Below are 23,737 nucleotides of genomic sequence, written 5' to 3'. Positions count from 1 at the left end.
AGGTAAGAATGTCGCGTGCTCATCGAATGGTTCACCCCCTCCGTCCAGCATGTGTTCGAGCTGGTCGGAATCTTCTTCTTCGCGATATCCGGCGCCCTGCTGGGCGTACGGAAGAACTTCGATGTCTTCGGCATGGCGGTGCTCGCGGAGGCCACGGCGCTGGGCGGCGGGGTGTTCCGGGATCTGGTGATCGGCGCGGTACCGCCCATCGCCTTCACCGACCTCGGCTATTTCTTCACCCCGCTCATCGCCACCCTGATCGTCTTCTTCCTCCACCCGGAGGTCGAGCGGATCACCGGGGCGGTGGGCGTCTTCGACGCCGCCGGGCTCGGGCTGTTCTGTGTGATGGGCACCATGAAGGCGCATGACCACGGGCTGGGGCTCACCTCGTCCGTCACCCTCGGCATGGCCACGGCGGTCGGCGGTGGAGTGCTGCGCGATGTGCTGGCCAACGAGGTGCCCTCGCTGCTGCGCTGGGACCGCGATCTGTACGCCGTCCCGGCCATCGTGGGCGCGTCCATCGCGGCGCTGCTCATCCACTTCGACGCGCTGACGGGGGCCACCAGCGCGCTCGCCGCCACCACGGCGTTCATGGTCCGGCTGCTGGCGATGCGGTTCGGCTGGCGGGCGCCGCGCGCCTGGAACCGGCGCAGTACGGCGGCCGAGGAAGTCTGACGCGCGAAGTCTATGTATTCCGTTGCGGTTATATAGCCGTCGAGATATGTTCGAGATATGGCCATACCGTTCGACGTGCTCGCGGAGCCGACCCGACGGCAGATCCTGGACCTCCTGCTGGAGCGTCCCCGGCTGGTCGGTGAGCTGACCGAGCGGCTGGGGCTGACCCAGCCGGGCACCTCCAAGCATCTGCGGGTGCTGCGCGAAGCCGGTCTGGTGCGGGTCCGCCGGGACGCCCAGCGCCGGTGGTACGAGCTGTGCCCCGAGCCGCTGGCCGAGGTCGACGCCTGGCTGGCGCCGTACCGGCGGCTGTGGACCGACCGTCTGGACGCGCTCGAGCGGCACCTCGACACCCTGCCCGACAGCGCCGGAGCACCCGGCGCCTCCCAAGCCACCCAGGTCCCCGACGCACCAGACGCCCCAGACGCCCCCGAGGGCGAAGAGCCATGAAGGACACACTCAGCCAGGACGGCGGCGGCCGCTCCGCCCTGCGGCTGGAGCGGCGGATCGCCCATCCCCCGGAGAAGGTCTGGCGGGCGCTGACCGAGCCCGCCCAGCTGGCCCACTGGTTCCCCTCCGAGGTCCGGGTGGAGCTGAAGGCCGGCGGAGAGATGGGCTTCGTCTTTCCCGGCCGTGAGGGGCCGGACATGGGCGGTGAGGTCACCGAGCTGGATCCGCCCCGGGTTTTCGCCTTCACCTGGGGCGACGACCAGCTCCGCTGGGAGCTGCGCCCCGACGGCGACGGCTGTGTGCTGACCCTCACCCACACCTTCGGCGACCGGTTCGGCGCGGCAAGCTTCGCCTCCGGCTGGCACGCCTGTCTGACCGGGCTCGCGGCACTGCTGGACGGCGCCGAGACCGCCCCCGGGGACATGGCCGAGCTGCACGAGAAGTACATCGAGGCGTTCGGGCTGGCCGAAGGGGCGGTCGAGACCGCCGAGGGCGGCGGCTGGCGGCTGCGCTTCGAGCGCCAGCTCGTCCGCCCCGCCGAATCGGCGTGGCAGGCGCTGGCCGGAAAGCCCGGGCCCGGGACCGGCGCCGGGGCACCCGTCGTCGGCGGCCCCGTGCCCTTCGGATTCCGGGTGGACGCCGTCCCCGCCGGGCCGGTGACCGAGGTCGAGGCGCCGCGGGTGCTCGCCTACGACTGGGAGCTGGACGGCCGTCCCGTCGGCCGGGTGCGCTGGGAGCTGACCCAGGGCACCGGCCACGGTGCCCGCCTGATCCTCACCCAGACCGGCCCCGGGGACGCGGGCGAGGAGCGGCGGGCCGAAGTGCTCACCGCCTGGCGCCGCCATATCGCACTGCTCGCGGCGAAGCTGCTGCGGATGCCGGGCTGACGCGGTGCGCCGGTGACCCGGGCGGGAAGCTACGGGGTGCGGCCGAGCCAGCCCGCCAGCTGGGCGTAGGTGTCGGTCTCCGCCGGGTCGACCGGGACCACCGGATCGAAGGGCAGGCCCTCGCGCCCCTCCGCCGGAAGCGCCTGCCGTCCGGTCGCCAGAGCGAACCCGGCCAGCTCCTGGTCGAGCGGGATCGGATGGCCCAGGGCCCGGGACAGGTCCCAGGAGTGCATCACCGTCTCCATCACCGAACCGCTGAGCGCGTACCGGCCGGGCATCGTGCCCCACGGCACGGTGACCTCGGTGTCCAGCGTGGTGTCATCCGCCCAGGCCGCCGCCAGCCGGCGGCGCTCCGTGGCGTACGCCTCGGCCAGTCCGTCGTCGGGGACGTCGGGGGCCTCGTCGGGGGCGTCCGGCGCGGCGCCCTTCTCGCCCACCGCCACGAAGCGCCGGGTACCGGCGATGACATGGGACACCAGGCCGCGTACGTCGTATTCGCTACAGGGGGTCGGTGCGTCCAGCGTGTCCTTGCTCGTCAGGTCGATCAGCGCGGCCATCTGGTCGGCGGCGCGCTCGTAGAAGGGGCGCGGGTCGGGCAGGGGCTGTGCGGCGTCCATGAGGACCCTTTCCGTTCGTCGGGAGGGACTGCGTCGGGATCGGGGGAGAGCTTCCCGGGTTAAGTTGACATCCGCCGTCAGGTTTTCCCGCGAGTGTCCTTCCCGCTACCGGGGCGATCCCTAGCCCGCCGTCAGGGTGTTCCCCCGTCCGGGCTGCCGAGGAAGCCGAGCAGTGCGGCGGTCAGCTCGGCAGGGGCGTCCTCCTGGACCAGATGGCCCGCTCCCTCGATCAGCCGCAGCTCCGCCCCGGGGATGCGGGAGGCCAGCTCATGCGCGTGCTCGACAGGAATCCACGCGTCGTCGCTGCCCCAGCAGACCAGCACCGGCGGCACGATCTCCCCGTACAGACCCTCGATCTCGTCGATGAACCGCTGGTCGTTCTGCGCGATCTGCCGGTAGAACGCGGGCTGTCCGTCCTTCCCGCACCACGGTTCCACGAGCCGCTCCCACACGGCCGGATGCAGTCCCGGCCCGCTCGCCGAGCCGAGGTACTCGCGCACCAGCGCCCGGTGGAGCGCCGGAGGCAGCTCCGTGAAGACCTTGGAGTGGCCGCCGAACAGCTGATAGGCGGCGGAGCCGAAGGGCGGGAGGGCGACCGGATCGACCAGGGCCAGCCGCCGGTAGCGCGCACCGTGCAGCAGATGGGCGCGCAGCGCGACACAGCCGCCGAAGTCATGGGCCACGACCGCCGGTTCGGCCCCGGGCGCGGTCAGCCCCCAGTGGTCGAGCAGCTCGCCGAAGACCCGGCCCTGGGCGGCGAGGGACACGTCCTGGCCCTCGTGCTTCGCGGAGACGCCGTAGCCCGGCATGTCCCAGACGTAGACGCGATGGTGTCCGGCGAGCCCGCGGGCGACATCACGCCAGACGTACGAGGAGAACGGTGTGCCGTGGAGGAGGACGACCGCGGGCGCGTCGGGCGCGCCGAGGGCGGTCCAGCGGACGTCGCCGGAGGCACCGCGGTACGTACGGTCCAGATTCCAGTGGTCTGTCATGAGTAAAACTCTAGACACTCCTTACAGGTCCTGTCGAGGGGTGCCGCACAGGCGACGCGCCGCATCTACGACCACGCGCCCGGCACGCGCCCCCACCACGGCTCGTAGAATCGGGGCCACCATGGTTTACCTCGACCACGCCGCCACCACCCCGATGCTCCCGGAGGCGGTGCAGGCGCTGACCGCCCAGCTCGCCGTCACCGGCAACGCCTCCTCGCTGCACGCCGCCGGACGGCGGGCCCGCCGTACCGTCGAGGAGTCCCGGGAATCGCTCGCCGCCGCGCTGGGCGCCCGCCCGAGCGAGGTGGTCTTCACCTCGGGCGGGACCGAGGCCGACAACCTCGCGGTCAAGGGGCTCTACTGGTCCCGCAGGGACGCCGACCCGGCCCGCACCCGGCTGCTCGCCAGCCCCGTCGAGCACCACGCCGTGCTCGACGCCGTCGACTGGCTCGCCGAGCACGAGGGCGCGCGGGTCGAATGGCTGCCGGTCGATTCCCTGGGGCGGGTGCATCCCGAAGCGCTGCGCGAGGCCATCGCCCGCGACCCCGCGACCGTCGCCCTCGCGACCGTCATGTGGGCCAACAACGAGATCGGCACGGTCCAGCCGGTCCGTGAACTCGCCGAGGCGGCCGAGGAGTTCGGCGTACCGCTGCACGCCGACGCGGTCCAGGCGTTCGGCCAGCTGGAGGTCGACTTCGCGGCCTCGGGGCTGGCCGCGATGACCGTCAGCGGCCACAAGATCGGCGGCCCCTACGGCATCGGCGCGCTGCTGCTCGGCCGTGAACACGGCCCCGTACCGCTGCTGCACGGCGGCGGCCAGGAGCGCCAGGTGCGCTCCGGCACCCTGGACACCCCGGCCATCGCCTCGTTCGCCGTCGCCGGTGCCCATGCCGCCGCGCACCGCGAGGAGTTCGCGCGGGAGATCGGCGCGCTGCGCGACGCGCTGATCGCCGCCGTGCGCACCGCCGTGCCCGACGCGATCCTCGGCGGCGACCCCGACCCCGCGGGCCGCCTCCCGGCCAACGCCCACTTCTCCTTCCCCGGCTGCGAGGGCGACTCGCTGCTTCTGCTGCTGGACGCACAGGGCATCTCCTGCTCGACGGGCTCCGCCTGCACGGCCGGTATCGCCCAGCCCAGCCATGTGGTGCTGGCCACCGGGACCGACGCCGACCTCGCCCGCGGCACGCTGCGCTTCTCCTTCGGCCACACCTCGACCAAGGCCGATGTGGACGCGGTGGCGGAGGCGATCGGCCCGGCTGTGGAGCGGGCGCGCGGCGCCGGGCTGAGTTAGGCCCTGTCCGCTCCTGCCCCTTTCGTCTCACCGGGGAATGCGAAGTGATCTGCCGTTCACTCCAAATAGTCCCCGGAACAGGGATTTCCGCTTGAGATCGCGGAGGCGCGGCGGAAAGAATTGATCCGCAACGGTCCTGTGATTCCGGGGGAATGCGCAGGCCGCCTTTTATGAGAACCGGCCCGAGCCGGATCGGCGTGGGCGGTTTCCCGTGCCGGCGGCGTGTCCGGCACGATGAGCACGCGGTGAGCGCCGGTTCCTGAGCCGGGCCCGTGTGAACAGGAGCCCTGGATGTCGCAGCCTCCGCTGCCGCCGCACCACCAGCCGTCGTATCCGCCGCCGCACCCGCAAGGGCCGCACCAACCGCCGTCGCCGGCGGGGCACTTCGGCGGCGGAGGATACCCGGGGCCGGGCGCGGGCGGTCCCGAGGGCTACGGCGGCCCCGGGGGGCCGGGCGGTCCGGGCGGCTCGGGCGGGCACGGTGGCGGTCCGGGTGGGCCCGGTGGGCACGGCCGCTCGGGCGGGGGCGGCCGTGGCCGTGGCCGTGGCCGGCGGTCCAAGCCGCCCCTGGGGATGATCATCGGCGGAGTCCTCGCGGTGGCCCTGGTGGGCGGCGGAATCGCGCTGGCGACCGGAGGTGACGACGGCGGCAAGAGCGGAGGATCGTCCTCTGAAGGTGTCCAGGCGAAGACGCTGGGCAAGGTGTCCATGCCGAAGGTCGGCAAGGACACCAACAGCATGGGCACCTGGGTGACCGACAAGAACTTCGTGAAGGGGGAAGTCGACAAAATCGTCGGCTATTCGCTCGACGGCGCCACGTCGCAGTGGGAGATACCGCTCGACGGGCAGCTCTGCTGGGCATCCCGGAATGTCACCAAGGAGGACATGACCGCGGTCCTGTTCCGGGACGGCAAGGGGGCCGACGCGTCGTGCACCCAGGTCGCTCTGGTCGACCTGAACAAGGGCAAGCTGGCCTGGCAGAAGGAGGGGTCGGACACCGAGGGCAACGCCGGGGTGGAGTTCGACGAAGTCACCGTCGGCGGTGGCACCGTGGCGGCGGGGGGTACCAGCGGCGGAGGAGCCTGGTCGCTCGACGGCACACCGCTGTGGAGGCCGAAGTACATCGCTGACTGCGACGACAACGGGTACGCGGGCGGCGACGACAAGCTCATCGCGATCCGCGGCTGTAAAGAGGACATCGCCAGCACCGAGCGGCTGGAGATCCAGACGGTGAATCCCAGGACGCGGGCGGTGACCTCCTCCTACAAGCTGGCCGGGAAGGTCGAATACGCGCACGTCATCTCCACCGCACCCCTCGTCGTGGCCGTCGACACCGGCGACTCGGACGCCGGGACGGGCACCACGGACATCCTGACCATCGACGACAGCGGCAAGCGGGGCAAACTGCTCGGCACGATCGACGTCCTGGCCAAGGGGTACCAGCCGGACTGTCCGGCCACCGGCGTGGAGGGATGCACGGAGCTCGCCCTCGACAAGAAGAGCGGCACCATCTACCTCTCCTCGGAGGTGGACGTGGACGACGGCGGTCCGGGCGAACGGATCACCGGCATCGACCTGAAGACCGGCAAGGAGACCGGGAAGACCAAGATGGCCGAGAGCAGGTCGCTGATCCCCATCCAGACGGACCAGGACGGATCCGTGTTCGCCTATCTGGGCTCCATGTACAGCGAGGGCGGCGGGGTCGTGCGGATCGATCCCAAGACCTTCGACATGACCACGCTCCAGAAGCATCCGGACGACATGAAGGACGCGGAATCGGACATGGACACCTACGGCGACTGCACGATGATCTACCAGGGCAAGAAGCTGTACATCGGCGACAGCGAGGCGAGCAGGCCCACCAGCGACAGCAAGGGCCGTCCGCTCGCCGTCGTCTTCGGCGCCTCCTGATCCCCTGTCCGCCGGGCCCTCACCCCTCACGTCGCCGACCGCACCGCCCGCACCAGCCGCAGATAGCGGTCCCAGTCCCACAGGGGCCCCGGGTCGGTGTGGTCGGTGCCCGGCACCTCCACATGGCCCACGATGTGCTCGCGGTCCCTCGGTATCCCGTAGCGCTCGCAGATCGCGGCGGTCAGCTCGGCCGAGGAGCGGTACATCGCGTCCGTGAAGGAGCTCGCCCGGCTGACGAAGCCCTCGTGCTCGATGCCGACACTGCGCTCGTTGTACGCGCGGTTGCCCGCGTGGAACGCCACGTCCAGCTCACGGACCGTCTGCGCGACATGGCCGTCGCGCCGCACCACATAGTGCGCCGCGGCGCGGTGCCCGGGATCGCGGAAGACCCTCAGGGCGTCCGCGAAACCGCCCTGCACCACATGGATCACCACCCGGTCCACGGGGTAGTCGTACGGCCGGTCCGCCCGCCGCCAGTTCGCCCCCGAGGCCGCGACCCACTCCGCCCCCGGATGGTCGACCGCCCCGGCCACGCGCTCCTGGTCCACCCCGGGCAGCCGCCACCACAGCCGCTCCAGATCCTCCCGTGCGGCGTACCCGGCGACCCCGGCCGCGGTCAGCCCGGCCGCGGTACCGCCGAGCAGCACGGCGCGCCTGCTGATCCGGCGGCGCCCGCCGCCGGTCGTGGTGGTCCCGCCTGTGCTCTCGCTCACGGTCCGCTCAACGCGCGGGGGCCACGGCCGGGTTCCGGGGTGCTCGGATCATGACAGGGCGCCGGTGCGGGCGGGCCGCCGGACGACGTGCCCGCCGCCGGGCGGCGGGGGCCGCTCCGCGCGGAGGCCATACCGGGGCAGGGCCTACCCTGGAGGGGTTATGACTGACTTCCCCGGTGCGCCCACAGGTCCCCGCGACGGCCGTCGCCTGCGCGTCCTCGCCGCCATGTCCGGCGGGGTGGACTCCGCGGTCGCGGCGGCCCGCGCGGCCGAGGCGGGCCACGACGTGACCGGCGTCCACCTCGCGCTCTCCGCCAATCCGCAGTCCTTCCGCACCGGCGCCCGCGGCTGCTGCACCATCGAGGACTCGCGCGACGCCCGGCGCGCGGCCGATGTGATCGGCATCCCCTTCTACGTGTGGGACCTCGCCGAGCGGTTCCGCGAGGACGTGGTCGAGGACTTCATCGCCGAGTACGAGGCGGGCCGCACCCCCAACCCCTGTCTGCGCTGCAACGAGAAGATCAAGTTCGCCGCGCTGCTGGACAAGGCGCTCGCGCTCGGCTTCGACGCCGTGTGCACCGGCCACTACGCCACCGTCGTGCTCCGCGAGGACGGCTCCCGTGAGCTGCACCGCGCCAGCGACATGGCCAAGGACCAGTCCTATGTCCTCGGGGTGCTGGACGAGCGCCAGCTCGCCCACGCCATGTTCCCCCTCGGGGACACGCTGACCACCAAGGACGAGATCCGCGCGGAGGCCGAGCGGCGGGGGCTCGCGGTCGCCAAGAAGCCCGACAGCCACGACATCTGCTTCATCGCGGACGGTGACACCCAGGGCTTCCTCGCGCGCCATCTGGGCACCGCCGAGGGCGACATCGTCGACGAGGAGGGGCGCAGGCTGGGCAGCCACGAGGGTGCGTACGGCTTCACCATCGGCCAGCGCAAGGGGCTGCGCATCGGCCACCCGGCGCCCGACGGCAAGCCGCGCTACGTCCTGGACATCTCCCCGGTGAACAACACGGTCACCGTGGGCCCCGCCGAGTCCCTGGACGTCGCCGCCCTCACCGCCGTCAGGCCCCGCTGGTGCGGCACGGCCCCTTCGGGCCCCGGAGGCTACACCGCCCAGCTGCGCGCCCACGGCGGCGAGACCGAGGTCACGGCGGAGCTGGTCGACGGCGCCGAGCTGCGGGTGACCTTCACCGAGCCGGTCCGGGGCGTCGCCCCCGGCCAGGCCATCGTCCTCTACGACGGGACGCGGGTGGTCGGCTCGGCGACCATCGCCACCACCGAGCGGGCGCGCCCGGCCGTTCCGCGGGCGTAGCACCGGCCCGGCGCGGGGTGCCGGGCGGTTCCCCAGGCGAAGCGGCGGCCGCGGGGTGACGATGGTTGCGTCCGGTCTACCGCGATCCTCCTTCCCGAGGAGCCCCAGGAGGTGGACGACCGTGATTTTCTCCTCCGATACCCCTCATGGCGCCGACGAGCAGCGGGGCGAGCGACCCGGCGGCCCCGGTGGCCTCGTCGGTCTGCACGCCGGTCTCATGGGCGTCCTGTCCGACGCCGCCTGGCAGGTGCTGGTCGCCGCGGGCCTGGCGGCCATCGTGCTGGGCATCGTCGTACTGGCGTGGCCGGCGGCCACGCTGGCGGTGGTCGGCGCTCTCTTCGGTACGTATCTGCTGGTCAGCGGCATCCTTCAGCTGGCCGGGGCGTTCGGTGCGCATGTGCCGCGGCATCTGCGCGTCCTGGGCTTCGTCAGCGGCGCCCTCTCCGTGCTCCTCGGACTGCTCTGCTTCCGCGGGCCCGCGCAGTCGATCCTGCTGCTCGCCCTGTGGATCGGATTCGGCTGGCTGCTGCGCGGCGTCATGCTGACCGCCACGGCCATCTCCGCGGAGAGGCTGCCCGCCCGCGGGTGGCAGATCGCCCTCGGGATGATCAGTGTGCTGGCCGGAATCCTGCTGATCGTCCTGCCCTTCGGCTCCATCACGGCGCTCGCCCTGACCGCCGGGGTGTGGCTGATCGCCCTCGGGGCGGTCGAAATCGTCCACGGCGTCCAGCTGCGCGTCGGCAGCGGCCACCGTCCACCGCGCAGGGCCGGACGCGGCCTGCACTTCCGCTCGCAGCCCCACCCCCAGCCGTAGCCACCGGGTGAGGCTCCCGGCGGGTGGCGTCGCCCCGCGGGTCCCGGGCGGGCGTGCGACGGGGGTCCGGCCCCCGGGGCGGCGCGCCGCGCACTCGTAGAGTGGCGCCATGAACATCTGTGTCTTCTGCTCCGCCGCTGATCTCGGCGCCCGCTACACCGCCCCCGCCCGGGAGTTCGCCGAGCTGATCGGCAAGGGCGGGCACACACTGGTCTGGGGCGGGTCGGACGTCGGGCTGATGAAGGTCATGGCGGACGGGGTGCACGAGAACGGCGGGCGGTTGGTGGGGGTTTCGGTGGAGTTCCTGGCGGATAAGGCCCGCCCGAACGCCGACGAGATGGTGATCACCAAGGATCTCGCCGAGCGCAAGGCGCAGTTGCTGGCCCGGGCCGACGCGGTGGTGGTCATGGTCGGCGGCACCGGGACGCTCGACGAGGCCACCGAGATCCTGGAATTGAAGAAGCACGGTCTGCACATCAAGCCGGTGGTGCTGCTCAACACGGCCGGGTTCTACGACGGGCTGCGGCAGCAGTTCCAGCGGATGGAGGCGGAGGGTTTCCTGCCCCGGCCGCTGAGCGAGCTGGTCTTCTTCGCGGACGACGGCGCCTCGGCGATGGCGTATCTGGAGACGGTCTAGGAGCGCCGCCGTCGGCCGTTACAGGACGCGGGCGCCCGGCGGGAAGGCCACCCGCCCCGGGTGCGCGGGATTGCGCCAAGCCAGGGCGTGCACGTGCACGCGGTGAGGCAAGCTGGGGGCATGGGAACGCATCTGATCACTGGGGCAGGCTCGGGCATCGGTACGGCGGTGGCCGAGCGGCTGGCCGGCCGCGGCGACGACCTGTGGCTGCTGGCGCGGGACGCCGGACGGGCGAAGGAACTGGAGCGGCGGTTCCCCGGGGCGCGCACGGTCGTCGGAGACCTCGCGGACCCGGAGAAGCTGTCCTGGGCGCTGAGTCACCAGACCCTGCCGGACCGGCTGGACTCGCTGCTGCACATCGCGGGCGTGGTCGACCTCGGGGAGATCGGTGAGCTGACCCCCAAGGCGTGGAACCGCCAGCTCGCCGCCAACCTCGTCTCGCCCGCCGAGCTGACCCGGCTGCTGCTGCCGCAGCTCAGGCTGGCCAAGGGGCATGTGCTGTTCCTCAACTCCGGTGCGGGACTGCGTGCCAACGCCCAGTGGGGCGCGTACGCCGCGAGCAAGCACGGCCTCAAGGCGCTGGCCGACGCGCTGCGCTGGGAGGAGAGCGGCAACGGGGTGCGGGTGACCACCGTCTACCCCGGGCGCACCGCGACCCCGATGCAGGTGAAGGTGCACCAGCAGGAGGGCAAGGAGTACGACCCGGACCGCTGGATCGCGCCGGAGACCGTGGCCACCACCGTGCTGACCGCGCTCGACCTGCCGCATGACGCGGAGATCACCGATCTGTCGGTGCGTCCGCGCGGCTGACCCGTACGTCCGCGCGGCTGACCCGTGGGTCCGCGCGGCTGACCCGTGGGTCCGCGCGGCTGACCCGTGGGTCCGCGCGGCTGACCCGTACGTCCGCGCGGCGGGTCCGTACGTCGGCGCGGCCGTCGCCGTCACCGGCGTCGCTGTCGCCGCCGTCCGCCGGGGTGCCCGGTCCGGGCGGCGGCGCCACCGCCCCGGGCGAGTTCCACGGGCCGTGTCCCGGTGATCTTCTCGGCGCGCGACGTTCCCCCGGCCACCGCTGGGAGGCGCCCCCCCGCGCCGGGCGCCGCGGACCGATCCGCGACCGCCCGGACAGTGCCTGAGCGGCCGCGCTGAAATCCGGTGCGGTTCGGTTGCGCCCCGCGGGGGCGCGGGGCTGTGTCGATGTGCGGCTCCGCCGCGTGGGCGCGACCGGCCACCACGCGGCGGCGGACGACTGACGGCACCGCGTGGCGCTTCCCGCGGAGCGCTTAGGCTTCCCGGGTGAGCGAGAAGAGCAGCAACCACCACAGCTGGGGCGCGGGGGCCGCGACCGGCGTCGGGTCGATGCCGGGCGGCGACGCGCGGGAGGCCGCGAAGACCGTCACCGGGTCGCTGGAGGCCCTGCCGTATCTGGCGGAGCTGCCCGCGCGGGGGCCCGGCGCGGACATGATCGGGCGGACCGCCGGGATGCTCGTCGAGCTGTACGCCCATGTCGAGCCCAGCGGCTGGCGGATCAGCGACCGGCCGGGCCGGGACACCCGGCGGGCCCGGTCCTGGCTGGGCGAGGACCTCGACGCCCTGGAGGAGTACACGCAAGGGCACCGGGGGGCGCTGAAGGTGTCGGCCGTCGGGCCGTGGACCCTTGCCGCCGCCCTGGAACTGCGCGGCGGGGAGGCCGCGCTGAGCGACCCGGGTGCCTGCCGGGACCTGACCGCCTCGCTCGCCGAGGGCCTGCGGGCCCATCTCGCGGAGGTGCGCCGCCGGGTGCCGGGCGCCGAGGTGGTGCTCCAGCTCGACGAGCCGTCGCTGACCGCGGTGCTGGCCGGGAGCGTCCGTACGGCCAGCGGCTACCGCACCCACCCCGCGGTGGACCGGGGGGTGGTCGAGGGCGCGCTGCGCGATCTGGTCGCGGCGGCGGACGGGCCCGTGGTGGTCCACTCCTGCGCGCCGTCCGTGCCGTTCCGGCTGCTGCGCCGGGCCGGGGCCGCGGGCATCTCCTTCGACCTCTCGCTCCTCACGGAGAGTGAGGAGGAGGCGGTCGGAGAGACCGTGGAGGGCGGTACGGCGCTGTTCGTCGGCGCCGTCCCCGGCGTGGAGGGTCCATTGTCCGACCCTGCCGGTAGCGTCAGGGGTGTCAGGACGCTGTGGCGCAGGCTGGGGCTGTCGCCGGGGACTCTCGCGGAGTCCGTGGTGATCACTCCGTCGTGCGGGCTCGCGGGTGCTTCGCCCGCGTATGCCCGTGCCGCGCTGGCCCATTGCGTCCGGGCGGCGAGATCGCTCGCGGACAACCCTGAGTAACGGGAGGACGACACGGTGGCCGGCGAAGAGCAGTCGACAGTGCCCGCCGAGGCACGGGATCAGCACGCCAAGATCGCTGAGCAGGTCGAGGAGCACCGCTTCCGGTACTACGTCAAGGACGCCCCGATCGTCTCGGACGCGGAGTTCGACCGGCTGCTGCGCAGCCTGGAGGCCCTGGAGGACGAGCACCCCGAGCTCAGGGCGCCCGATTCGCCCACCCAGAAGGTCGCGGGGGCCTACGAGACGGAGTTCACCGAGGTCCAGCACCGCGAGCGGATGCTCAGCCTGGACAACGCCTTCGACGACGAGGAACTGGCCGCGTGGGCCGATCGCATCGCCCGCGAGCTGGGGAACACCTCGTACCACTACCTCCTCGAGCTCAAGGTGGACGGGCTGGCGGTCAACCTCACCTATGAGCGGGGGCGGTTGACCCGCGCCGCGACCCGGGGCGACGGGCGCACCGGCGAGGACATCACGCCCAACGTGCGCACCATCGCCGAGATCCCCAACCGCCTCAAGGGCGACCGGATCCCGGAGCTGGTGGAGGTGCGCGGCGAGGTCTTCTTCCCCCGCGAGCGCTTCGACGAGCTCAACGCCCGGCTGGTGGAAGCCGGGAAGCCGCCGTTCGCCAACCCGCGGAACGCGGCTGCCGGTTCGCTGCGCCAGAAGGACCCGAAGGTCACCGCCTCCCGCCCGCTGCGCATGGTGGTCCACGGCATCGGCGCCCGTGAAGGCTTCGACATCGACCGGCTGTCGCAGGCGTACGAGCTGCTGCACGAGTGGGGGCTGCCGACCGCGGCCCACTACCGGGTCGTCGACTCCCTGGAGGGCGTGCGGGAGTACATCGCGTACTACGGGGACAGCGAGCACCGGCACTCGGTGGAGCACGAGATCGACGGCGCGGTCGTCAAGCTGGACGAGATCCCGTTGCAGGGGCGGCTGGGCTCCACGTCGCGGGCGCCGCGCTGGGCCATTGCCTGGAAGTTCCCGCCCGAGGAGGTCAACACCAAGCTGGTCGACATCCGGGTCGGCGTGGGCCGCACCGGCCGGGTGACGCCGTACGCGGTGGTGGAGCCGGTCACGGTGGCGGGCTCGGAGGTGGAGTTCGCGACCCTGCACAACCAGGACGTGGTCAAGGCCAAGGGCGTGCTGATCGGCGACACCGTGGTGCTGCGCAAGGCGGGCGATGTCATTCCGGAGATCCTGGGGCCGGTCGTCGATCTGCGGGACGGCGACGAGCGGGAGTTCGTGATGCCCGCCGAATGCCCGGAGTGCCACACCCCGTTGCAGCCCGCCAAGGAGGGCGATGTCGATCTGCGGTGTCCCAACGGCCGTTCCTGCCCGGCGCAGCTGAGGGAGCGCATCTTCTATCTCGCGGGCCGCAAGTGCCTGGACATCGAGAATCTGGGCTATGTGGCCGCCGCCGCGCTCACCCAGCCGCTGGAGCCCTCCGATCCACCGCTGAAGGACGAGGGGGATCTGTTCGATCTCGATATCGAACAACTGCTGCCCATCAGGTCGTACGTACTGGATCCGGACAGCGGGCTGCCCAAGCGCGACCCCAGGACCGGTGAGGAGAAGGTGGTCACCTTCTTCGCCAACCAGAAGGGCGAGCCGAAGAAGAACGCCCTGGCCATGCTGGCCAATATCGAGGCGGCCAAGCAGCGTCCGCTGGCCCGGATCATCACCGGTCTGTCGATCCGCCATGTGGGGCCGGTCGCGGCCACCGCGCTGGCCCGAGAATTCCGTTCGCTGGACCGGATCGCCGAGGCGAGCGAGGAGGAGCTGGCGGCCGTCGAGGGCGTGGGCGGCATCATCGCGGCCTCGGTCAAGCAGTGGTTCACCGTGGACTGGCACCGCGAGATCGTGGAGAAGTGGCGGCGGGCCGGGGTGCGGCTGGAGGAGGAGGCGGGCGAGGACGAGGGCCCGCGGCCGCTGGCCGGGCTCACCGTGGTGGTCACCGGCACCCTGGCCTCGCACACCCGGGACGGCGCCAAGGAGGAGTTGCAGAACCGCGGGGCGAAAGTCACCGGCTCTGTTTCGAAGAAGACTGATTTCGTCGTTGTCGGCGACAATCCCGGCTCGAAGTACGACAAGGCCATGCAGTTGAAGGTTCCGGTTCTGAACGACGAGGGTTTTGCCGTTCTCCTCGAACAGGGGCCCGACGCCGCGAAAGAGGCCGCTCTGCCGGCTCCGGAGTCATCCGAGGAGTAGCCCGGTCCACCCGACCGGCGCAGTGGTCCGGCCATCTTGTCTGTACAGCAGTTCAAAGGTGGCCGGATTACGACTGGGAGCACTTCCCGCACGCAGCCGGCGGGCATCACCCTTACAGCGCATACCAGAAGGTCACCGATCGTCGGGCGGCATTCGGGCAACCGCTGCCGATCCCCGCCCGTCCCGGCCTTCTGCCGCCTACTGTTGAGGTGTGCGCCTGCCGTGGCGCTGGCACCGCCGGCTGTGAGAGGGACGGGTATGAAACCGACCGAAAGCGCCGCCCCGGCGTCGCGGCTGCGCCGGGCAGTCCTGCCCGCGCTGCCGGCCGCGGCGGTCGCCATGGCCGCTTTCGCGTTCGGCATCGGAGTGTTCCGGGTGCTCGACGCGGGCCACGCACTCTTTCCCGACGGCACGGTGGGCTGGTCGTTCGCCGTGCTCACCGGCATCATCGTCGGCCATCTCGTCGCCCTGGGCCGGGACCGCTGGTGGGGCGGCACCGGCTCCGGCGCCGCGTTAACCCTGGCCGCGCTGCTGCTCTACGGCTGGATCCCGGCCGTGCTCATCAGCCTCGCCGTGGTGGTGCTGGTCGGCGCCGCCCGGCGGCACCGCTGGCGACAGGCCGTGCTGCACGGCGCGGTCGACATCCTCGGCGTCGGCGCCGGTGCCCTCACCCTCGCCGCCTTCGGCACCCGGCCCTCGGTCGAACACCCCTGGCACACCGACACCTGGGCGATGTCCGCCATCCCCCAGACGGTCCTGACCGCCTTCGTCTATCTCGCCGTCACCCGCGCCCTGCTCTGGTACTCCCTCGCCCCGCCCGGCGCCGGACTGCCCACCGCCGCCCGCACCGCCCTCGTCCGGCACGCCCTCGTCGGGATCGCGCTGCTCGGCATCGCCCCGCTGATCGTCGTCGTCGCCGGGGACACCCCGCTGCTGCTCCCGCTGTTCGCGGTCCCGCTGGTCGCCCTGGACTCCACGCTGTGGATCGCCCGGGTGCGCGCCGAGGAGCAACTGCGCGATCCGCTCACCGGGCTGCCCAACCGCCAGTGGCTGCTGGAGCGCACCTGGGCCGCGCTGGACGAGGCCGAGAGGGCCGGAACCCGTACCGCGCTCGTTCTGCTCGACCTGGACCGGTTCCGTTCGGTCAACGACACATTGGGTCATCTGGCGGGCGACCGGCTGCTGCTCCAGATCGCCGAGCGGCTGCGGCGGGCCCTGCCGCGCGGGGCGGAGGTGGCCCGGCTCGGCGGAGACGAATTCGCGGTGCTGCTGCCCACCACCGACTCGCTCACCGCCGCCCAGCGCTCCGCCCGCGTCCTCGTCGGCGACCTCGGCTCACCGCTCGACCTCGACGGGCTCACCCTGGTGCTCGAGGCCAGCGCCGGGGTCGCCGTCTACCCCGACCACGCGCTGGACGCCGAGGGGCTGCTGCGCCGCGCCGATGTCGCGATGTACCAGGCCAAGCGGGACCGCAGTGGGGTCGAGCTCTACGAGGCCCGCCGCGACGGCAACACCCCCGACCGGCTCGGACTGCTGGGCGATCTGCGGCGCGCCCTGGACGCGGGCGAGGTGGAGCTCCACTACCAGCCCAAGGTCGGTTTCGACGGCCATGTCGCCGGGCTGGAGGCGCTGGTCCGCTGGGTGCACCCGGACCGCGGCCGGGTGCCGCCGGACGAGTTCATCGCCATGGCCGAAAGCTCCGGGCTGATGCCGCGGCTGACCGAATACGTGCTGGAGACCGCCCTCGGCCAGGTCGCCCGGTGGCGGGCGGACGGTCTCGAGGTGCCGGTCGCCGTCAATGTCTCGCCGCGCGATGTCCACACCCCCGGTTTCGCGGGCGCGGTGGCCGGGCGGCTGGCCCGGCACGGCGTCCCGGCCGGTGCCCTCCAGCTGGAGATAACCGAGCATGTGCTGCTGGAGGACCCGCAGCGCGCGGCCGACACCCTCGCCGGGCTGACCGGCCACGGCGTGCGGATGTCCCTCGACGACTTCGGCACCGGCTACTCCTCCCTGGTGCATCTGCGGCGGCTCCCGGTGAGCGAACTCAAGATCGACCGCTCCTTCGTGGCCCGGCTGGCCGTGGACAACGAGGACGCGGAGATCGTCCGCTGTACGGTCGACCTCGCGCATTCGCTGGGCCTGCTGGTCGTCGCCGAGGGCGTGGAGGACGACGAGACCTGGGAGCGCCTGCGCGACCTGGGGTGCGACGCGGTCCAGGGCTGGCTGGTGGCCGCCGCCATGCCGCCCGAGGAGACCACCGCCTGGCTGCGGGCCCGCGGTGAGAGCGGCTGGAGCCGCGAGGAGCGGGACGCCGAGCCGTCCCCGGCCGAAACCGACGCCGACCAGCCGGTCACCTAGCCCGGAGCGGGGGCAACCGGCGCGGGTGACGGCACGGGTGAACGGGGCGGATGGACGGGACAGGGGAGAGACGGGGGGAAAGCGTTTCGCGCCCGGCGCCGGCGGCGCCATAGGATTGGGGCCGGAACTTACACACTCACCCCGAGGATCCCTGCATGCCTGGCATCACGCGCGAGGAGGTCGCCCACCTCGCCCGGCTGGCGCGTCTGGAGCTGAAGGACGAAGAGCTCGACCACTTCGCCGGACAGCTGGACGACATCATCGGCGCGGTCGCCCGCGTCTCCGAGGTCGCCGACCAAGACGTACCGCCGACCTCCCACCCGCTGCCGCTGACCAACGTCATGCGCCCGGACGAGGTCCGTCCTTCGCTGACCCCGCAGGAGGCGCTGGCCTGCGCCCCGGCCCAGGAGCAGCAGCGTTTCAAGGTGCCGCAGATCCTGGGGGAGGAGTGACCGCCATGGCCGATCCGACCAGGCTCACCGCGGCGGAGATCGCCGCCAAGGTCGCCTCCAGCGAACTCACCGCCGTCGAGGTCACCGAAGCCCATCTGGCCCGTATCGAGGCCGTCGACGAGAAGGTGCACGCCTTCCTGCACGTGGACCGGGAGGGCGCGCTCGCCCAGGCCCGCGCGGTCGACGAGCGGCGGGAGCGCGGCGAGGAGCTGGGCCCGCTGGCCGGTGTCCCGCTCGCGCTCAAGGACATCTTCACCACCCAGGGGATCCCGACCACCGTCGGTTCCAAGATCCTCGAGGGCTGGCTCCCGCCGTACGACGCCACCGTGACCCGGCGGCTGAGGGACGCGGGCGTCATCGTGCTCGGCAAGACCAACATGGACGAGTTCGCCATGGGGTCCTCCACCGAGAACAGCGCGTTCGGACCCACCGGCAACCCGTGGGACCTCACCCGCATCCCCGGCGGCTCCGGCGGCGGTTCCTCCGCCTCGCTGGCCTCCTTCCAGGCCCCGCTGGCCATCGGCACCGACACCGGCGGCTCCATCCGCCAGCCCGCCGCCGTCACCGGCACCGTCGGCGTCAAGCCCACCTACGGGGCGGTCTCCCGGTACGGCATGGTGGCGTTCTCCTCCTCCCTGGACCAGGGCGGCCCCTGTGCCCGCACCGTGCTGGACGCGGCGCTGCTGCACGAGGTGATCGCCGGACACGATCCGCTGGACTCCACCTCCATCGACGCGCCCGTCCCGCCGGTCGTCGAGGCCGCGCGCAACGGCAGTGTGCAGGGCATGCGCATCGGCGTCGTCAAGGAGTTCGCGGGCGAGGGCTACCAGGCCGGCGTGATGCAGCGGTTCAACGAGTCGGTGGAGCTGCTGCGCGAGCTGGGCGCCGAGATCGTGGAGATCTCCTGTCCCTCCTTCGACAAGGCGCTGGCCGCGTACTACCTGATCGCCCCGTCGGAGTGCTCGTCCAACCTGGCCCGCTTCGACGCCATGCGCTACGGCCTGCGGGTGGGCGACGACGGCAACCACTCCGCGGAGGAGGTCACCGCGCTGACCCGCGCGGAGGGCTTCGGCGCCGAGGTCAAGCGCCGCATCATGCTCGGCACCTACGCGCTCAGCTCCGGCTACTACGACGCGTACTACGGTTCCGCGCAGAAGGTCCGTACTCTGATCACCCGGGACTTCGAGAAGGCGTTCGAGCAGGTCGACGTGCTGGTCTCGCCGACCACCCCGACCACCGCCTTCCCGATCGGCGAGCGCGCCGACGACCCGATGGCGATGTACCTGGCCGACCTGTGCACCATCCCGGCGAACCTCGCGGGCAACGCGGCCATGTCGCTGCCCTGCGGGCTGGCACCCGAGGACGGTTTGCCGGTGGGCCTGCAGATCATCGCCCCTGCCATGGCCGACGACCGGCTCTACAAGGTCGGTGCCGCGGTCGAGGCCGCGCTCACCGCCGCGTGGGGCCACCCGCTGCTTGAGGAGGCACCGTCCCTGTGAGCGCTCTGAAGAAGGCCAAGGGCTTCAAGAAGTCCAAGCCCGGTACCTACCTGTCCATCGGGACCACGCTGTTCGGCGCGGTCAACGTCCTGAAGCAGGCCAAGAAGGCCCGCTTCGAGAACGACAAGCTCCAGCTGGCCGATGCGGTGGTCTCCGCCGCCGCCATCGTCACCGGCGTCGCCCTGCTCGTCCGCGAGCTGAAGCGCATGGGCGACGACGACGTCCTCGCGGACTGAGAGGTTAGTTTTCCGTGACCGTCACTGAACTGGTGTCGTACGAGGACGCCCTGGCCGCCTACGACCCCGTGATGGGGCTCGAGGTGCATGTCGAGCTCGGCACCAAGACCAAGATGTTCTGCGGGTGTTCCACGACGCTGGGCGCCGAGCCCAACGCCCAGACCTGCCCCACCTGCCTCGGCCTGCCCGGCTCGCTGCCGGTCGTCAACGCGACCGGTGTCGAGTCCGCCGTCAAGATCGGGCTCGCGCTGAACTGCGAGATCGCCGAGTGGTGCCGCTTCGCCCGGAAGAACTACTTCTATCCGGACATGCCGAAGAACTTCCAGACCTCGCAGTACGACGAGCCGATCGCCTTCAACGGCTATCTGGACGTCGAGGTCGAGGGGGAGATCTTCCGCGTCGAGATCGAGCGCGCCCACATGGAGGAAGACACCGGCAAGTCCACCCATGTCGGCGGCGCCACCGGCCGTATCCAGGGCGCCTCGCACTCCCTCCTGGACTACAACCGGGCCGGGATTCCGCTGATCGAGATCGTCACCAAGCCGATCGTCGGGGCGGGGGAGAAGGCGCCGGAGGTCGCCAAGGCGTACGTCACCGAACTGCGTGAGCTCATCAAGGCGCTCGGGGTCTCCGAGGCGCGCATGGAGATGGGCCAGATGCGCTGCGACGTGAACCTCTCGCTGCGGCCGCACGGCGCCGAGACGTTCGGCACCCGCTCGGAGACGAAGAACGTCAACTCGCTGCGCTCGGTGGAGCGCGCGGCGCGCTTCGAGATCCAGCGCCATGCCGCCGTGCTCAGCGGCGGCGGGAAGATCATCCAGGAGACCCGTCACTTCCACGAGGAGGACGGCTCCACCACCCCCGGCCGGGTCAAGGAGGAGGCGGAGGACTACCGCTACTTCCCCGAGCCGGACCTGGTGCCGGTCGCCCCGCCCCGGGAGTGGGTCGAGGAGCTGCGGGCCGGGCTCCCGGAGCTGCCGCGGGTGCGCCGCACCCGGCTGCGCGAGGACTGGGGCATCTCGGAGCACGAGATGCAGTCCGTGCTCAACGCGGGCGCGCTCGACCTGATCACCGCCACGATCGACGCGGGTGCCCCGGCCGACCAGGCCCGTAAGTGGTGGATGGGCGAACTGGCCCGCCGGGCCAATGAGGAGGGCACCGACCTCGCCGCCCTGCCGATCACCCCGGAGCAGGTCGCGCGGGTGTGCGCCCTGGTCAAGGAGGGCTCGCTCAACGACAAGCTGGCGCGCCAGGTCATCGAGGGCGTGCTCGCGGGCGAGGGCGACCCGGACGCCGTGGTGGAGAAGCGCGGTCTGAAGGTCGTCTCGGACGAGGGCGCGCTCGGCACCGCCGTCGACGAGGCGATCGCCGCCAACGCCGCCATCGCCGACAAGATCCGCGGCGGCAAGGTCGCGGCCGCGGGCGCGCTGGTCGGCGCGGTCATGAAGGCCACCCGCGGCCAGGCGGACGCGGCGCGCGTCCGTCAGCTGATCCTGGAGAAGCTCGGCGTCGAGGGCTGAGCGTCACCGGACCGACGACGGGGTGGGCCCGCTGGGGCCCGCCCCGTTGTGCTGCCCGCGGCCGACGGACGGACAGCCGCCGCCCGCGGCGGCCGCCGCGTGCTCACCGGCGGTCGCCCCGAAGCCGCAGCCGTGGCGCAGCCGCCGGTCCGTCGGCACCGCCGAGGCCGGGCGGCTCCGCGCCCGGCGGCGCGGGGCGAGCCGTTGTGGTGAGGTCGGTGCCGGGCGTCGGCGGTCACCGCCTACGGCAGGCCGCCTCTGGGCGCGTGGCCGGTCCTGGCGCGCGGGGCGGACTCGGCGCCGTGAGCGGGCGGGCCGTCCGCGGCGGCGCGGCCCGGCGGGCCGCGGCTCTCCGGGCCGCCCACGGCACCGGCTCGTTCCCGGCGGCCTCCGGCCCGCCTACGGCGGTGGGGCGATCGAGTCGCGGGTGATGAAGGCCGTGTCCAGCGTGATGTGGCGCGGCGGCCGGGCGCCCGTCTCGATGCGGGTCACCAGCGCCCGTACCGCCTCCGCCCCCAACTCCTGCACCGGCTGGGCCACCACGCTGAGCCGCGGCCGGACCACCCGGGTCCACTCCGCGTCGTCGAAGGCGACCACCGAGATGTCGTCCGGGACGCGCAGCCCGCGGGCGTTCACCGCGGAGAGCACCCCGAGCGCGATCATGCTGTCGGTGGCGAAGACGGCGGTCGGCGGTTCCGGCAGGGAGAGCAGCTCGTCGGTGAGGGCGGCCGGGTCCTGCCGGTGGAAGGTGCCCACCCGCAGATACGCGTCGGTGTCCTCGACCCCGGCCGCACGCAGCGCGGCGCGATAGCCCGCGACGCGCTCGACACCGGTCGAGATCGGGAACGGCCCCGGGGCCGAGGCCTCGTCCTCCGCCCCCGCCCCGTTCCCCGTTTCGCTGCCGACCAGCGTCACCAGGGCGATCCGGCGGTGTCCGGCGGCGATCAGCCTGCGCACCGCGTCCTCGCTCGCGCCCTGGTTGTCCACCGTCACCGCGTCCGTCGGCAGCGCGGGCGCGTGCCGGTCCAGGAGCACCACCGGGCACACCCCCTCGACCAGCGCGGCCAGATGGCCGACCTCGGTGGTGGACGCGGGGGCCACCACCAGGCCGTCCACGTGCTTGTCGCAGAGCGTCTTCACGGCGGCGCGCTCGGCGCCGAGGTCCTCGTCGGTGTTGGCCAGCAGCACCTGGTAGCCCGCCGCGTGTGCGGCGTCGGTGATCCCGCGGGTGACCCCGGCGAAGAACGGGTTCTGGATGTCCGCGATCACCACCCCGAGCGTATGGGTCCGGCCGGTGATCATGCTGCGGGCGAGCTGGTTGGCGCGGTAGCCCAGCTTCTCGGCGGCGGCGCGGACACGTTCGCGCGCCTCGGGGCTGACCGAGCCGTACCCGGCCAGGGCCCGGGAGGCGGTGGACCGGGAGACTCCGGCCTCCCGGGCGACGTCGGGGATGGTCGCGGCGCGGCGTCGGTTGCTCGTCATGGCCAGGCCAGGTTATCGGCTGGCGACGGTCGGTGCGTACCGCCTCTTGACGCCGTCACCGAGGCGGTGGGAAGGTTCCCAACATGCGGCGTTGAGAACGTTCCCAATCCCCGATGGTGGGAACGTTCTCAACCCCCCATCCGGGGGTCCGGTCCAGGAGCCCGCTCCAGGACCCCCCACCCAAGTCCACACCACCGAATCCGCCCCTGACGGGCGGCGACCTCCCCATGCCTCGAACGCAGAGAGGACCGGCGTGACCACCGCAACCCTTCCGCTCAAGCCCATCACCGCGGACTTCAAGGAGGCCGTCTCCTTTGCCCTCGGCCAGAACGACACCGCCCGCCGCTTCATCGACGACGTCGTCGCGTCCGGGCTGCGCAATGTCTTCCTCGTCGGCTGCGGCGGCTCGCTGACCGCCGCCTACCCCGCGCACTACCTGCTGGAGACCCGGGCGCCGCTCCCCGTCTTCCACATGAACAGCGACGAGTTCAACCTGCGCCGCCCCGCGCTGCTCGGCGAGGGCTCCCTCGTCCTGGTCTCCTCCCACACCGGCACCACCAAGGAGACCGTGGCCGCGGCCCATTACGCCCGTGGGGCCGGGGCCCGGGTCGCCGCCCTCACCCGCAGCGCGGACAGCCCGCTGGCGCAGGCCGCCGAGATCGCCTTCACCTACCGCAGCGAGGACACCGTCGTCGCCCCCAAGCAGGTGCTGTTCGGGCAGCTGGTCCACGCCCTGCTCGAAGTGCTCGGCGCCGACGGCGACCACCTCGCCGTGCGCCGCGCGTACGAGGCGCTGCCCGACGCCCTCTACGCGGCGCAGGAGCAGACCGAGGAGCTCAACCACACGATCGCCACCGCCCTGGCCGACGAGGAGGTCACCTATGTGCTCTCCGCCGGGCCCAACTACGGCGCGGGCTACGGCTTCTCGATGTGCTACCTGATGGAGATGCAGTGGAAGCACGCCGGTTCGTTCAACGCCGGGGAGTTCTTCCACGGCGCGTTCGAGGTCGTCACCGAGGACCAGCCGGTCCTGCTGCTGCTCGGTGAGGACGCCACCCGGCCGATGGCCGAGCGCGCCCGCACCTTCCTGGACACCTACACCAAGAAGGCCCACTACCTCGACACCCGGTCGCTGACCCTGCCCGGCGTCCCGGAGCAACTGCGCGGCGAGATCAGCCCCATCGTGCTCGATGTGCTGGTCACCCGGCTGGCCCGGCACTACGAGGCGGTGCGCGGCCATGACCTCGACCAGCGCCGCTACATGTTCAAGGTCGCCTACTGAGCCCGTTCCCTCCCCGGCCCGGTGCGGCGCCGCGCGAGCAGTGCCGCACCGGGCCGCCCCGTAACCCCGCCATGCGAAA

The 23,737-nt window shown here is 72.4% G+C and carries 22 protein-coding genes; 17 read left to right on the top strand and 5 right to left on the bottom strand.

The annotated features are described in order from the left end of the window. Positions 1 to 15 precede the first annotated feature (15 nt). Genes HUT19_RS12280 through HUT19_RS12270 form a run of 3 tightly spaced genes read left to right on the top strand, consistent with a single transcriptional unit; the run spans position 16 to position 2,012 of the window. Positions 16 to 675 carry a trimeric intracellular cation channel family protein gene (locus tag HUT19_RS12280; protein WP_176180510.1) on the top strand — a complete coding sequence of 220 codons (660 nt, stop codon included), beginning with the start codon at positions 16 to 18 and terminating at the stop codon, positions 673 to 675. Positions 676 to 732: 57 nt separating this feature from the next. Continuing rightward, the gene (locus HUT19_RS12275) at positions 733 to 1,125 is read left to right on the top strand and encodes a helix-turn-helix transcriptional regulator (protein WP_176180509.1); all 393 of its coding nucleotides are present in this window, start codon (positions 733 to 735) and stop codon (positions 1,123 to 1,125) included. Next, on the top strand, positions 1,122 to 2,012 hold the full coding sequence (locus HUT19_RS12270; protein WP_176180508.1) for an SRPBCC family protein: 891 nt from the start codon (positions 1,122 to 1,124) through the stop codon (positions 2,010 to 2,012). The genes HUT19_RS12275 and HUT19_RS12270 overlap by 4 nt, the downstream gene beginning before the upstream one ends. 29 nt (positions 2,013 to 2,041) lie before the next feature. On the opposite strand, the gene HUT19_RS12265 is transcribed toward HUT19_RS12270, so the two are convergent. Then, positions 2,042 to 2,629: a TIGR03086 family metal-binding protein gene (locus tag HUT19_RS12265; RefSeq protein WP_176180507.1), complete on the bottom strand. Its 588-nt coding sequence runs from the start codon at positions 2,627 to 2,629 to the stop codon at positions 2,042 to 2,044. Positions 2,630 to 2,760: 131 nt separating this feature from the next. Beyond that, entirely contained in the window at positions 2,761 to 3,621 is an 861-nt protein-coding gene (locus HUT19_RS12260; protein WP_176180506.1) for an alpha/beta fold hydrolase, read from the bottom strand. A gap of 121 nt (positions 3,622 to 3,742) precedes the next feature. Between HUT19_RS12260 and HUT19_RS12255 the strand changes: the two genes are divergently transcribed. Both HUT19_RS12255 and HUT19_RS12250 read left to right on the top strand, forming a co-directional pair. After that, complete coding sequence (locus tag HUT19_RS12255; RefSeq protein ID WP_176180505.1) at positions 3,743 to 4,912, top strand: cysteine desulfurase family protein; 1,170 nt, start codon at positions 3,743 to 3,745, stop codon at positions 4,910 to 4,912. Positions 4,913 to 5,203: 291 nt separating this feature from the next. Next, positions 5,204 to 6,823 carry a hypothetical protein gene (locus HUT19_RS12250; protein WP_303331858.1) on the top strand — a complete coding sequence of 540 codons (1,620 nt, stop codon included), beginning with the start codon at positions 5,204 to 5,206 and terminating at the stop codon, positions 6,821 to 6,823. A 26-nt stretch (positions 6,824 to 6,849) separates the two neighbouring features. On the opposite strand, the gene HUT19_RS12245 is transcribed toward HUT19_RS12250, so the two are convergent. Then, positions 6,850 to 7,536 (bottom strand): N-acetylmuramoyl-L-alanine amidase, encoded by a 687-nt coding sequence (locus HUT19_RS12245; RefSeq protein ID WP_176180504.1) that lies wholly within the window; start codon positions 7,534 to 7,536, stop codon positions 6,850 to 6,852. A 160-nt stretch (positions 7,537 to 7,696) separates the two neighbouring features. On the opposite strand from HUT19_RS12245, the gene mnmA reads away from it, so the two are divergent. From mnmA to gatB, 11 genes are all read left to right on the top strand, one after another. Next, positions 7,697 to 8,854: a tRNA 2-thiouridine(34) synthase MnmA gene (mnmA, locus tag HUT19_RS12240; protein ID WP_176180503.1), complete on the top strand. Its 1,158-nt coding sequence runs from the start codon at positions 7,697 to 7,699 to the stop codon at positions 8,852 to 8,854. Between the two features lie 217 nt (positions 8,855 to 9,071). Beyond that, a complete protein-coding gene (locus tag HUT19_RS12235) occupies positions 9,072 to 9,668 on the top strand; it encodes an HdeD family acid-resistance protein (RefSeq protein ID WP_254886154.1) in 597 nt (198 codons plus the stop codon). A 109-nt stretch (positions 9,669 to 9,777) separates the two neighbouring features. Beyond that, complete coding sequence (locus tag HUT19_RS12230) at positions 9,778 to 10,305, top strand: TIGR00730 family Rossman fold protein (protein ID WP_176180502.1); 528 nt, start codon at positions 9,778 to 9,780, stop codon at positions 10,303 to 10,305. Between the two features lie 120 nt (positions 10,306 to 10,425). Then, positions 10,426 to 11,115, top strand: coding sequence for an SDR family oxidoreductase (locus HUT19_RS12225; protein ID WP_176180501.1), 690 nt, complete (start codon positions 10,426 to 10,428; stop codon positions 11,113 to 11,115). 483 nt (positions 11,116 to 11,598) lie between these two features. Further along, on the top strand, positions 11,599 to 12,615 hold the full coding sequence (locus HUT19_RS12220; RefSeq protein WP_176180500.1) for a methionine synthase: 1,017 nt from the start codon (positions 11,599 to 11,601) through the stop codon (positions 12,613 to 12,615). A gap of 15 nt (positions 12,616 to 12,630) precedes the next feature. After that, on the top strand, positions 12,631 to 14,829 hold the full coding sequence (gene ligA / locus HUT19_RS12215) for an NAD-dependent DNA ligase LigA (protein WP_176180499.1): 2,199 nt from the start codon (positions 12,631 to 12,633) through the stop codon (positions 14,827 to 14,829). A gap of 258 nt (positions 14,830 to 15,087) precedes the next feature. Further along, positions 15,088 to 17,187: a bifunctional diguanylate cyclase/phosphodiesterase gene (locus tag HUT19_RS12210; protein WP_176180498.1), complete on the top strand. Its 2,100-nt coding sequence runs from the start codon at positions 15,088 to 15,090 to the stop codon at positions 17,185 to 17,187. 155 nt (positions 17,188 to 17,342) lie between these two features. Continuing rightward, positions 17,343 to 17,639: an Asp-tRNA(Asn)/Glu-tRNA(Gln) amidotransferase subunit GatC gene (gene gatC / locus HUT19_RS12205; RefSeq protein ID WP_176180497.1), complete on the top strand. Its 297-nt coding sequence runs from the start codon at positions 17,343 to 17,345 to the stop codon at positions 17,637 to 17,639. Positions 17,640 to 17,644: 5 nt separating this feature from the next. Next, positions 17,645 to 19,138 carry an Asp-tRNA(Asn)/Glu-tRNA(Gln) amidotransferase subunit GatA gene (gene gatA / locus HUT19_RS12200; protein ID WP_176180496.1) on the top strand — a complete coding sequence of 498 codons (1,494 nt, stop codon included), beginning with the start codon at positions 17,645 to 17,647 and terminating at the stop codon, positions 19,136 to 19,138. Continuing rightward, positions 19,135 to 19,374 (top strand): hypothetical protein, encoded by a 240-nt coding sequence (locus HUT19_RS12195; RefSeq protein WP_176180495.1) that lies wholly within the window; start codon positions 19,135 to 19,137, stop codon positions 19,372 to 19,374. Before gatA ends, HUT19_RS12195 begins: the two co-directional genes overlap by 4 nt. A gap of 14 nt (positions 19,375 to 19,388) precedes the next feature. Beyond that, a complete protein-coding gene (gene gatB / locus HUT19_RS12190; protein ID WP_176180494.1) occupies positions 19,389 to 20,894 on the top strand; it encodes an Asp-tRNA(Asn)/Glu-tRNA(Gln) amidotransferase subunit GatB in 1,506 nt (501 codons plus the stop codon). A gap of 3 nt (positions 20,895 to 20,897) precedes the next feature. On the opposite strand, the gene HUT19_RS12185 is transcribed toward gatB, so the two are convergent. Both HUT19_RS12185 and HUT19_RS12180 read right to left on the bottom strand, forming a co-directional pair. Next, positions 20,898 to 21,053 (bottom strand): hypothetical protein, encoded by a 156-nt coding sequence (locus tag HUT19_RS12185; RefSeq protein ID WP_176180493.1) that lies wholly within the window; start codon positions 21,051 to 21,053, stop codon positions 20,898 to 20,900. Positions 21,054 to 21,293: 240 nt separating this feature from the next. Then, positions 21,294 to 22,376, bottom strand: coding sequence for a LacI family DNA-binding transcriptional regulator (locus HUT19_RS12180; protein WP_176180492.1), 1,083 nt, complete (start codon positions 22,374 to 22,376; stop codon positions 21,294 to 21,296). Between the two features lie 253 nt (positions 22,377 to 22,629). On the opposite strand from HUT19_RS12180, the gene HUT19_RS12175 reads away from it, so the two are divergent. Continuing rightward, entirely contained in the window at positions 22,630 to 23,658 is a 1,029-nt protein-coding gene (locus HUT19_RS12175; protein ID WP_176180491.1) for an SIS domain-containing protein, read from the top strand. Positions 23,659 to 23,737: the final 79 nt, after the last annotated feature.

The organism is Streptomyces sp. NA02950, from assembly GCF_013364155.1.
Classification (GTDB): domain Bacteria; phylum Actinomycetota; class Actinomycetes; order Streptomycetales; family Streptomycetaceae; genus Streptomyces.
Note: the sequence above shows the minus strand (reverse complement) of the source record. Positions and strands in the feature narration are given on the sequence as shown.